This window comes from Staphylococcus sp. AntiMn-1, from assembly GCF_001663395.1.
GTDB classification, from domain to species: Bacteria; Bacillota; Bacilli; order Staphylococcales; family Staphylococcaceae; genus Staphylococcus; species Staphylococcus equorum.
Window position 1 is genome coordinate 320111 of record NZ_CP012968.1, and the last position, 12268, is coordinate 332378.

The following is a 12268-nucleotide window of genomic DNA, read 5'->3' on the forward strand; positions in this document are numbered from 1 at the left end:
CTTGGATATTGAAGCATTTGATTATCATTTGCCTGAAGCATTGATAGCACAAACACCTCTGAAAAACAGAGATGAGAGTAGATTATTAGTTCTTGGCAGACAAACTGGTGATATTGAACATAAACATTTTAAAGATGTCATTGATTACTTAGATAAAGGTGACACACTTGTATTAAACGATACAAGAGTAATGCCAGCTCGTTTGTTTGGTTTGAAAGAAGAAACTGGTGCAAAAGTAGAGATGCTAATGCTGACACAAATCTCTGGTAATGATTGGGAAGTATTATTAAAACCTGCAAAAAGAATCAAAGTTGGTAACAAATTATCGTTCGGCGATGGCAAAATAGTTGCTGAGTGTATTGAGGAGTTAAATCAAGGTGGTCGTATAATGAGGCTACATTACGAGGGCATATTACAAGAGCGTTTAGATGAGCTTGGTGAAATGCCGTTACCTCCTTATATTAAAGAGCGCTTAGATGATCAAGATCGTTATCAAACTGTTTATGCCAAAGCATCTGGGTCTGCAGCAGCACCAACAGCAGGGTTACATTTTACTGACGAATTATTAAATCGTATAAAAGCAAAAGGTATTAACATCGCATTCATTACACTACATGTTGGTTTAGGTACATTTAGACCTGTAAGTGTAGATAATATTGACGATCATGAAATGCACAGTGAATATTATCAAATGGACCAAGAAACAGCGAAGTTGTTAAATGAAACCAAGTTTAAAGGACATCGTGTAATTTCTGTAGGTACAACTTCAACTAGGACATTAGAAACGATTATGCAAACAAATGAGGCATTTAAAGCTCAAAGCGGCTGGACAGATATCTTTATCTTCCCAGGCTATACATTTAAGGCAATTGATGGTTTAATTACAAACTTTCACTTACCAAAATCAACGCTTGTAATGCTAGTATCTGCTTTCAGTAGTAGAGATTATATTTTAAATGCATATCAACAAGCGGTAAAATCAGAATACAGATTCTTTAGTTTCGGAGATGCAATGTTAATTATTTAGGGAATGAAAGGAGATTTTATATGCCAGCAGTAACGTATGAGCATATTAAAACTTGTAAGCAATCAGGTGCGCGTCTAGGTATTGTACACACACCTCATGGATCATTTGAAACACCGATGTTTATGCCAGTAGGAACAAAAGCAACTGTTAAAACAATGAGTCCAGAAGAATTACATCAGATGGAAGCGAAAATCATTTTAGGGAATACTTATCATTTGTGGTTACAGCCAGGAAATGATATTATCAAAAAGAGTGGGGCTTACATCAGTTCATGAACTGGAATGGTCCTATACTGACTGATTCTGGCGGTTTCCAAGTATTTAGCTTAAGTAATTTGAGAAACATTACTGAAAAAGGCGTAGAGTTTCGTCATCACAAAAATGGATCGAAACTATTTTTGAGTCCTGAGATAGCTACAGAGATTCAAAATGATTTAGGTTCAGATATTATGATGGCATTTGACGAATGTCCTCCAATGCCTGCCGAATATAAATATGTGAAAGATTCTATTGAAAGAACCACTAGATGGGCTGAGAGATGTTTGAAAGCACATAAGAGACCTGAAGATCAAGCTTTGTTTGGTATTATACAAGGCGGAGAATATAAAGATCTTAGAAAACAAAGCGCTGAGGAATTAGTTGCTTTAGATTTTCCAGGATATGCAATTGGTGGCTTGTCTGTAGGAGAGCCTAAGCCAGTAATGTACGATATGGTGACGCATACTGAACAATTTATGCCGAAGGATAAACCGCGTTATTTAATGGGTGTGGGTTCACCAGATGCATTGATTGAATGCAGTATTCGAGGTATAGACATGTTTGACTGTGTACTACCAACACGTATCGCACGTAACGGCACTTGTATGACTTCACATGGACGAGTGACTATTAAAAATGCTAAATATGCAGAAGATTTAGGACCACTTGATGAAAATTGTGACTGCTATACTTGTAAAAATTATAGTAGAGCTTACATAAGACATTTAATTAAAGCAGAAGAAACTTTTGGTATCCGTCTTACTACTTATCATAATTTACATTTCTTGCTAAAATTAATGGAAAATGTACGACAAGCTATTCGTGAAGATCGTCTTCTTGATTTTAAAGAAGAATTCTTTGAACAGTATGGACTTAATGTAGACAACCCAAAAAACTTTTAACAAGGGAGAAATAAAATAATGCAATTTACTTCATTAATATTACCAATTTTATTATTAGCATTAATGTGGTTTTTCTTAATCAGACCACAACAAAAAAGAGCGAAAGAGCATCGTGAAATGATTAGCCAAGTAAGTTCTGGCCAACATGTAACTACAATCGGTGGTATCAAAGGTACTGTTCGTGCAGTAGATGAAACTACAGTAGTATTAACTTTAAATGGCAACGGTACTGAAATCACTTTAGAAAAACCTGCTATAAAACAAGTTGATCCTTCATAATAAAGTAAAGAACTGATATGAAAATATCAGTTCTTTTTTATTGACATATTCTACTGAAACATTAATGGAAATCATATATACTTTCTTAAACAATATGCTGATATAGTGTTATAATTTAAAATGACCTAGTATATAATCATCATAGCTTAACGTATAAACGAGTAATATTCTTGTAACAATTTAAAAAGTTAATAACGCTTACAATTAAGTTATGAATACAAAATAGTTGAGTTAGTTTTTACACACGTTGTAATATGTTAAGATAATAAGGTCGTTTAGAAAAATGTATAGATTGTATAAAATTGCATTAAAATGATTTAATCAAGTATTCTTATAACATAAGCTTACAATGAGGTGTTTAAGTGAAGAAGAGTAGTAGAATAGTTGCATTCATAGTGTTGGTAGCTCTGTTGTTGGGAGCTATGGCATTTACTTATAAGAGTGTAGTTAAAGACGTTAGTCTTGGTTTAGACTTACAAGGTGGATTTGAGGTCTTATATCAAGTAGATCCTTTACAAAAAGATGATAAAATTGACGATAAAGCGGTTAAATCAACAGCGAAAACGCTTGAAAACCGTGTCAACGTCTTAGGTGTTTCCGAGCCGAAAATTCAAGTCGAAGATAAAAATAGGATTCGTGTTCAACTTGCTGGTGTTAAAAACCAGACTGAAGCGCGGGATGTTTTATCATCACAAGCAAATTTAACGATTCGTGATGCAGATGATAATATCAAATTGACTGGTAAAGATATTCAACAAGGTTCAGCAAAACAAGAATTCAAAGAGAATACGAATCAACCAGCAGTTACTTTCCAATTAAAAGATAGTGATAAATTTAAAAAAGTAACTGAAGAAATTTCGAAAAAAGATGAAAACGTCATGGTTGTTTGGTTAGATTACGAAAAAGGCGATTCTTACCATAAAGAAGTGACTAAAAAAGATCCGAAATTCGTTTCAGCTGCTTCAGTAGATAAACCAATTAACTCTGATAGTGTTGAAATTTCAGGTGGATTTAACGGTGAAGAAGGCATTAAAGAGGCAAAACAAATTGCTGATTTATTAAATGCAGGCTCCTTACCAGTAGATTTAAATGAGATTTATTCTAATTCAGTTGGCGCCCAATTTGGTCAAGATGCATTAGATAAAACAGTATTTGCTGCTGTAATTGGTATCGCAGTAATTTATCTATTCATGTTAGGTTTCTACCGTTTACCAGGTTTAGTAGCAATTATTGCACTAACGGCGTATATATACCTAACAATGGTAGCATTTAACTTTATATCTGGTGTACTTACATTACCAGGTTTAGCAGCTTTAGTGTTAGGTGTCGGTATGGCTGTCGATGCGAACATTATAATGTATGAGCGGATTAAAGATGAGCTCAAAATTGGACGGACGCTCAAACAAGCTTATAAAAAGGCGAATAAGAGTTCTTTCTTAACCATTTTCGATGCACAGTTAACAACTGTTATCGCAGCCGCAGTGTTGTTCTTCTTTGGTGAAAGTTCAGTTAAAGGTTTCGCAACAATGTTACTTATTGGTATCTTAATGATCTTCGTAACAGCAGTGTTCCTATCAAGATGGCTATTATCACTACTTGTGTCATCTAATTACTTCAAAAAAGCATATTGGTTATTTGGTGTAAACAAGAAAGATATTCATAATATCAATGAAGAAAAAGATATTCATGATTTGAGAACGCCATATGAGCGCTGGGACTTTATGAAATTAGCGAAACCATTGTTATCATTAAGTGCCATTATTATCATTGTTGGTGCCATCATTCTCTTCATTTTCAAATTAAATTTAGGTATTGACTTCACAAGTGGTACGAGAGTTGATTTTGAATCTGAAAATAAAGTGTCAGAGGAAAAAGTAACTCAAACACTTGAAGATAAAGATTTCAAACCATCTCAGGTTTCATTAGGTGAAAATGGACAAAATGCAACCGTGCAATTTAAAAATGATTTGTCTAAAGATGAAGTTGCTAAAATTAAGAGTACTATAGATAATGAATTTGGTAATGATCCAACGGTCAATACGGTTTCACCTGTGATTGGTCGGGAACTTGCTAAAAATGCTATGTTTGCACTTGTATATGCTGCTATTGGTATTATTATCTATACTACATTTAGATTTGAGTGGCGTATGGGGCTATCATCCGTAATTGCATTACTACATGATGCATTTATGATTGTTGCTGTATTTAGTTTATTCAGATTAGAGGTGGATATTACCTTTATCGCTGCAGTATTAACGATTATTGGTTACTCTATCAATGATACGATTGTTACATTTGATAGGGTCCGGGAAAACTTACACAAAGTAAAAGTAATTACGAAGAAATCTCAAATAGACGATATTGTTAATAGATCGATTCGTCAGACAATGACACGTTCTATCAATACTGTTTTAACAGTAGTTATCGTAGTTATTTCGTTACTGGCATTTGGTGCACCAAGTATCTTTAACTTCTCATTAGCCTTACTTATCGGTCTGATTTCAGGTGTGTTCTCATCTGTGTTTATCGCAGTACCGTTATGGGGCATTATGAAGAAACGTCAACTTAAAAAATCAGATGATCATAAGATTGTCGTTTATAAAGAGAAAAAATCAAATGATGAAAAAATCTTAGTATAAGTTGCACAGGATGTAAGTACTTTGAATCTAGTGAAAACTTTAGCTAAAATATGTTAAAGAAAGTGAAACAGCTCGAATTAAAAATTCGGGCTGTTTTTTTTATGTGTTTAAAAAGGTATTAACGAATATAGTAATTTTAAATACGAATGATGGTTATTAAGCTAAAGTATAGTGCATTTCATGTTAAGATGTATTTGTGAATTTTTTAAAAAACATGGTATTCGCTGTATAAATATAATAGAAAGTCTTATTTAAATGTAAGTACTTTTTATTTTCGAATATCTTTTGTATAATTGCTTGTGGAAATGAGGGAGAATAGTATGATTAAATCCAAGTATACTTGGGATGTTAACGCACCAGAAACTGAGATTACAGAGGAAGTTTCATCAGAATTAAAGCTAACTCCTATTGTAAAGAAAATCTTAGAAAGTAAAGGATTAACTGATAAACCATCAATTGAGGCTTTGTTAAAAGGCACTCAAGTCACACATGATCCATTATTAATGAGCGATATGACTAAAGCTGTCGAACGTATTAATTTGGCGATAGATCAAAATCAAAAGATTTTAGTGTATGGTGATTATGATGCAGATGGTGTAACGTCTACAACTATACTCGTAAACACGTTAAAAGAGTTGGGCGCACATGTAGGTTGGTATATACCGAATCGTTTCTCTGAAGGTTATGGTCCAAATGAAATGGCGTTCAAAAATGCTTATGAAGAAGAGATTTCACTCATTATTACTGTAGATAATGGCATACAAGGCCATGAAGAAATACAAATGGTGCAAGATTTAGGTGTCGATGTAATTGTGACAGACCATCACGAAATTGGTAGAACAATGCCTAATGCTTATGCAATTGTACATCCGATGCATCCGGAATTTGATTATCCATTCAAATATTTATGTGGTGCAGGCGTAGCTTATAAATTAGCACAGAATTTATTGGATGAGCCACCTGCATATTTCCTTGGCTTAGTTGCTATAGGAACAATAGCTGATTTAGTATCTTTAACGGATGAAAATCGAACTTTAGTTCAACAAGGATTAGAAGTTCTTAATGATCATTGTCCACCATCTATAAGGGCGATTTTAAAACAAGCTGGTTACAGTGATGAAATTAATGAAGAAACAATCGGTTTTATCATCGGCCCTCGTTTAAACGCAGTAGGTAGACTTGAAGATGCTTCGCTTGCTGCAGAATTATTAATGGCTGAAACAGATGAAGAAGCTGATTTTTTAGCTGAACAAGTTGAATTCTTTAATCAAGAGCGTAAAGATATCGTTGCACAAATTTCTGAAGAAGCATTACAAGTTGCTGAAGCACAAGTACAACAAGGCGCTAAATTTTTATTATTAGCTGAACCTAATTGGCATGAAGGTGTTTTAGGCATAGTGGCTTCTAAAGTTGTAGAAACGTATAGTTTACCAACGCTTATATTAAATGTCGATGAGGCGCAAGGCCATGCAAAAGGCTCAGCTCGTAGCATAGCTCAAGTCTCAATGTTCGAAGTTTTGAATGCACATGGTGATTTAATTTCGAAATTTGGTGGTCATCATATGGCTGCAGGTGTAACGATGCCTATAGAACACATTGAAACACTGAGACAAGGATTAAATGATTGGATGACTCAACTTGCTGAAACAACATCACTTGAACCACGTAAAAAAGTAGATGTTAAAATTTTAGAAGCTGATATAACAATAAAAAATATTCAAGATATTCAAAGACTACGTCCTTTTGGTACAGACTTTTCAAGTCCATGCTTTGAATTACAAGATGTTAATGTCAATCAAGCAAAAGGAATTGGCCAAGAACAGAAACATCTCAAACTCGTAATGGGTGAAAGTCAATTACAGGCTATCTTTTGGCAAAACGGGCACCTTGTTAAAGAATTAGGAGAACAACAACCGATTAATTGTATCGGTACGTTGCAGATTAATGAATGGAATGGTTTTCAATCTCCTCAATTCATGATACAAGACTTATCAAGTAATAACTTACAAATTCTTGATTATCGAAGTAAAAGTAAAGTGAGTGGCTTTGAGCAAAATTCAACGGATGTAGCTTATCTTATTCATAAAAAAAGCGAAAAACTAGGCGAGAATTATTACTTTTATGGTGATGAAATTCAGCAAAATTATGATAAATATGTGTTCCGTGATTTGCCTGCTTCGATACAAGAAATTAAAGATACTTTGAAAACTGTGGAGGTTTCCCAAATTTACCTTGTTTTAAATCATGAACGTTCGATTTATTTCGAAGGCATGCCCAAAATGGAAACATTCAAACAATGCTTTAAAGCGTTAGCTACGAAAAGAGAAACTAATTTAGCTAAAGATGGTATGCAACTTTGCCAATACTTAAATATACAGTCTAGTATGCTTAAATTCATCTTGAAAGTTTTCCTTGATTTAGAGTTTATCAAAGATGAAAATGGTATAATTAAGATAAATAGCGACTCCACTAAGAAAGCAATTGAATCGAGTAAGTATTATCAAGGTCGTTTGGAAAGAATTGAAGTTGAAAAAATGTTGCTTTATGAAGATTTTACTAATTTAAAGCAATGGATTAAGTCTGAACTGGTAGATAAATAGGAGGAAGTTTGAATGGATTTAAAACAGTATGTGTCGGAAGTAGAAGATTGGCCAAAGCCTGGAGTTAACTTTAAAGATATTACAACAATTATGGATAACGGTGAAGCATTTGGTTATGCTACAGATCAAATTGTCCATTATGCTAAAGACCGTGATGTAGATGTGATAGTTGGACCAGAAGCGCGTGGCTTTATCATAGGTTGCCCAGTAGCTTATTCAATGGGTATTGGTTTTGCGCCAGTTAGAAAAGAAGGCAAATTACCAAGAGAAGTAATTCGCTACGAATACGATTTAGAATATGGGACAAATGTGCTAACAATGCATAAAGATGCGCTTAAACCAGGTCAACGTGTGCTAATTACCGATGACTTATTAGCTACGGGTGGAACGATTGAAGCGGCAATTAAACTTGTTGAACAATTAGGTGGCATCGTTGTAGGGATTGCATTTATCATTGAACTTAAATATCTTAACGGTATTGAAAAAATAGAAGATTACGACGTAATGAGTTTAATCTCATACGACGAATAAAATATAATAGTAAGATAACGAAAGAAGCTCAGACATGTACTTATGTTCTAGCTTCTTTTTTATTTAAAATATATATAATTTATTACATTAGAGCGAATCGTCGGTGAGTTACCTAAGACCTTTTGTCTTAAGCTATTTCATTTTTTTTGAAATTTTAAAACATTTGAGTCTTTCATATAAATGACATATACTTGAACACACTATATAATATTCAAAAATAAACTTTATTTTCCCAATACGCACATGAACTCATTTATTTATTTAATAACATGTAGTATCATATAACTATTATACAAAATTTGACCTAATAAAATGAAAATACGTTACAATCGTAATTAAATAAAATTAGATAAAGCTAACGAAATATAATACTGGGTATCTAATAACGATTAATATTTAGTATAGGGGTGTCTTAAGTGAACAATGAATATCCATATAGTGCTGATGAAGTACTATCCAAAGCCAAATCATATTTGTCAAAAGAAGATTATGAATATGTGTTAAAAAGTTATCATATTGCTTATGAGGCACATGAAGGTCAATTTCGAAAAAATGGTTTACCATACATAATGCATCCAATTCAAGTTGCTGGCATATTAACTGAAATGCATTTAGATGGGCCAACAATTGTTGCGGGATTTTTACATGACGTAATCGAGGATACACCTTATACATTTGATGATGTTCAAGGTATGTTCAATGAAGAAATTGCAGTTATTGTAGAAGGTGTAACAAAATTAAAAAAAGTGAAATATCGTTCGAAAGAAGAACAACAAGCGGAGAATCATCGAAAACTATTTATCGCAATTGCTAAAGATGTACGTGTGATTTTAGTTAAATTGGCAGATCGTTTACATAATATGAGAACAATAAAACCGATGCCAAGAGAAAAACAAATTAGAATTTCTAAAGAGACACTCGAAATTTATGCACCTTTGGCTCATAGATTAGGTATCAATACCATTAAATGGGAATTGGAAGATACAGCGCTTAGATACATAGATAGCGTTCAATATTTCAGAATTGTTAATTTAATGAAGAAAAAACGTAGTGAAAGAGAAGATTACATTCAAAATGCTATAAATCGTATACAAGCAGATATGTCTAGTATGAATATTGTTGGAGAAATCAATGGACGACCTAAACACATATATAGTATATATAGAAAAATGGTTAAACAAAAGAAACAGTTTGATCAAATTTTCGATTTATTAGCTGTTAGAATTATCGTAAATTCTATCAATGATTGTTACGCTGTACTGGGCTTAGTACACACACTTTGGAAACCGATGCCTGGTAGATTTAAGGATTACATTGCGATGCCAAAACAAAATATGTATCAGTCACTGCATACAACTGTTGTTGGTCCAAACGGCGATCCGCTTGAAATACAAATCAGAACTTCTGAAATGCATGAAATCGCTGAACATGGTGTAGCAGCACACTGGGCATATAAAGAAGGCAAAAAAGTAACTGAGAAAGCACAAAACTTTAATAAAAAATTAAATTGGATTAAAGAGTTTGCAGAAACAGACAATACTACTTCGGATGCTGAAGAATTTATGGAAACACTTAAATTTGATTTACAAAGTGACAAAGTATATGCATTTACACCAGAAAGTGACGTTGTAGAATTGCCTTACGGTGCAGTTCCTATTGATTTTGCATATGCAGTTCATAGTGAAGTAGGTAATAAAATGATAGGTTCAAAAGTAAATGGTAAGATTGAACCTATAGACTATGTATTGCAGACTGGAGATATTGTTGAAATTAGAACAAGCAAACATTCTTACGGTCCAAGTAGAGATTGGTTGAAAATTGTAAAATCATCAAGTGCGAAAAGTAAAATTCGCAGTTTCTTTAAAAAACAAGATCGCTCTTCAAACATTGAAAAGGGTAAATTTATGATTGAAGCGGAAATAAAAGATCAAGGTTTCAGAGTAGACACAGTATTAAATGAAGAAAACATTGACGTAGTAAATAATAAATATAATTTTGCTAACGATGATGACTTATTTGCTGCAGTTGGTTTTGGTGGCGTAACAGCTTTACAAATAGTGAATAAATTGACTGAAAAACAGCGTATTCAAGATAAACAAAAAGCATTGAATTCAGCACAAGAAATTTCTAAATCAGTACCTATTAAAGAAGACATTACAACGGATAGTGGCGTATATGTTGAAGGTATTGAAAATGTCTTAATCAAATTATCAAAATGTTGTAATCCAATCCCAGGTGATGATATTGTTGGTTATATCACTAAAGGGCATGGCATTAAAGTACATAGAACAGATTGCCCTAATATTAAAAGTGAAAAAGACCGCTTGATTCATGTAGAATGGGTACGTTCTAAAGACGCTACTCAACGTTATCAGGTAGATTTAGAAGTTTCTGCTTACGATAGAAATGGGCTTCTAAATGAAGTGTTACAAGCTGTAAATTCAACTAAAAGTAATTTAGTGAAAGTATCTGGTAAGTCAGATATCGATAAAAATGCTGTAATTAATATTAGTGTTATGGTAAAAAATGTTAACGAAGTTTACCAAGTTGTAGACAAGATTAAACAACTCGGCGATGTATATACTGTCACAAGAGTTTGGAATTAGAGGTGCAACATACATGAAAATAATCGTACAAAGAGTAAAAGAAGCTTCGGTTTCTAATGAAAATATTGAAAATAAAATAAAAAAAGGATATTGCTTATTTGTTGGTGTTGGTAAAACATCTACCGAGGCTGATATTTTGGCATTAGCAAAAAAAATTGTGAATGCACGGTTATTTGAAGATAATGATGGAAAGCTTAACTTAAATATTCAACAAGTTGAAGGTGAAATTTTATCTATATCGCAATTCACATTGTATGCAGATGTTAGAAAAGGGAACAGACCAGGATTCTCTTATTCTATGCCTCCCGAACAGGCAAATGAATATTACGAAATGTTTAACGATGCATTACGTTCTTATGGAATAAACGTGTTAACAGGCGAATTTGGTACGGATATGTTAGTGAATATTGCTAATGATGGACCTGTAACAGTGATTTATGAAAGTCAGGATGGCAAAATAGTATGAAAAAACTCGATACTTGGTTAGAAAAACATAATCTTAGAAATATCCCCACATTTATTGTCGCAGTAGCATTTGTCATTTTCATTATTATGATTATTGCTTTCTTAAATCATAATGATGAAAACAGTAGTACGATTTATATTACTGAAGATGCAGAATTAAGAACTGGACCTAACGCTGTTTATCCAGAAATTAATTCAATCAAAAAGGGACAAAACTTCCATAAAATTGGCGAATCTGGTAAGTGGATTGAAGTAGAATCCGGTAACAATGAAAAAGGCTGGGTGGCTGGTTGGCATACGAATTTAAATATTCAAGCAGACACTAACAAGAATGCTAAACCTTTGAAAGATAAAATAATTGTACTTGACCCTGGTCACGGTGGACGTGATCAGGGGGCATCAAGTAATACAAACAAACATAGTAAAGAGAAAGTATACACTTTAAAAACCGCTAAAGAACTCAAAGCACTTTTAGAAAAAGAAGGTGCAACAGTGAATATGACACGTAGTTCAGATGAATATGTCAGTCTTAGCGATAGAAATATTAAAGGTGATGCTTATATTAGTATACATAATGATTCATTAAAATCAGCTAAAGCAAACGGTAGTACCGTTTATTGGTTTAAGAAAAATCAAAAAGCATTAGCAGAGACGTTGAGTGCAAGTTTACAAAAGAAAGCTTTATTAACAAATAAAGGCGCACGACAAGAAAACTTCCAAGTATTGAGACAAACAGATGTACCAGCAGTATTATTAGAGTTAGGTTATATTAGTAATCCTACAGATGAAGATATGATTAGAGATCAATTACATCGACAAATTGTAGAAAAAGCAGTAGTTGATGGACTACGTGCATACTTCTCAGAATAAAAGGGTTGCATATTAGTCATAAACTCGTTATTATTAAATATGAATTCTATATTAAAACCGCTATGATTCTTGAAAATTCTAAACGAAATGGT

Annotated in this window: 8 protein-coding genes and 1 pseudogene; all 9 read left to right on the forward strand. The window is 33.2% G+C overall.

The annotated features are described in order from the left end of the window. Window position 1: 1 nt before the first annotated feature. The 9 genes and pseudogenes from queA to AOB58_RS01690 all read left to right on the forward strand — a co-directional run bounded on the left by queA (window position 2) and on the right by AOB58_RS01690 (window position 12176). Complete coding sequence (gene queA, locus AOB58_RS01650) at window positions 2–1027, forward strand: tRNA preQ1(34) S-adenosylmethionine ribosyltransferase-isomerase QueA (protein WP_064782861.1); 1026 nt, start codon at window positions 2–4, stop codon at window positions 1025–1027. A gap of 20 nt (window positions 1028–1047) precedes the next feature. Then, a pseudogene (gene tgt, locus AOB58_RS01655) lies at window positions 1048–2186 on the forward strand (tRNA guanosine(34) transglycosylase Tgt). 18 nt (window positions 2187–2204) lie between these two features. Then, complete coding sequence (yajC, locus tag AOB58_RS01660; RefSeq protein WP_002507416.1) at window positions 2205–2465, forward strand: preprotein translocase subunit YajC; 261 nt, start codon at window positions 2205–2207, stop codon at window positions 2463–2465. A gap of 362 nt (window positions 2466–2827) precedes the next feature. After that, window positions 2828–5104, forward strand: a complete 2277-nt coding sequence (gene secDF / locus AOB58_RS01665) for a protein translocase subunit SecDF (protein ID WP_064782862.1) — start codon at window positions 2828–2830, stop codon at window positions 5102–5104. 320 nt (window positions 5105–5424) lie between these two features. Next, entirely contained in the window at window positions 5425–7704 is a 2280-nt protein-coding gene (recJ, locus tag AOB58_RS01670; protein ID WP_064782863.1) for a single-stranded-DNA-specific exonuclease RecJ, read from the forward strand. A 12-nt stretch (window positions 7705–7716) separates the two neighbouring features. Continuing rightward, window positions 7717–8235: an adenine phosphoribosyltransferase gene (locus AOB58_RS01675; RefSeq protein WP_021339119.1), complete on the forward strand. Its 519-nt coding sequence runs from the start codon at window positions 7717–7719 to the stop codon at window positions 8233–8235. A 416-nt stretch (window positions 8236–8651) separates the two neighbouring features. Continuing rightward, complete coding sequence (locus AOB58_RS01680; protein WP_002507420.1) at window positions 8652–10841, forward strand: RelA/SpoT family protein; 2190 nt, start codon at window positions 8652–8654, stop codon at window positions 10839–10841. Between the two features lie 13 nt (window positions 10842–10854). Next, complete coding sequence (gene dtd, locus AOB58_RS01685) at window positions 10855–11307, forward strand: D-aminoacyl-tRNA deacylase (protein ID WP_064782864.1); 453 nt, start codon at window positions 10855–10857, stop codon at window positions 11305–11307. Beyond that, window positions 11304–12176: an N-acetylmuramoyl-L-alanine amidase family protein gene (locus AOB58_RS01690; RefSeq protein ID WP_064782865.1), complete on the forward strand. Its 873-nt coding sequence runs from the start codon at window positions 11304–11306 to the stop codon at window positions 12174–12176. The genes dtd and AOB58_RS01690 overlap by 4 nt, the downstream gene beginning before the upstream one ends. Window positions 12177–12268 lie beyond the last annotated feature (92 nt).

Excerpts from the sequence above, each read along its gene's own strand:
- dtd (WP_064782864.1), top strand. The coding sequence starts at position 10,855 with ATGAAAATAATCGTACAAAGAGTAAAAGAAGCTTCGGTTTCTAATGAA.
- yajC (WP_002507416.1), top strand. The coding sequence starts at position 2,205 with ATGCAATTTACTTCATTAATATTACCAATTTTATTATTAGCATTAATG.
- AOB58_RS01690 (WP_064782865.1), top strand. The coding sequence starts at position 11,304 with ATGAAAAAACTCGATACTTGGTTAGAAAAACATAATCTTAGAAATATC.
- recJ (WP_064782863.1), top strand. The coding sequence starts at position 5,425 with ATGATTAAATCCAAGTATACTTGGGATGTTAACGCACCAGAAACTGAG.
- AOB58_RS01675 (WP_021339119.1), top strand. The coding sequence starts at position 7,717 with ATGGATTTAAAACAGTATGTGTCGGAAGTAGAAGATTGGCCAAAGCCT.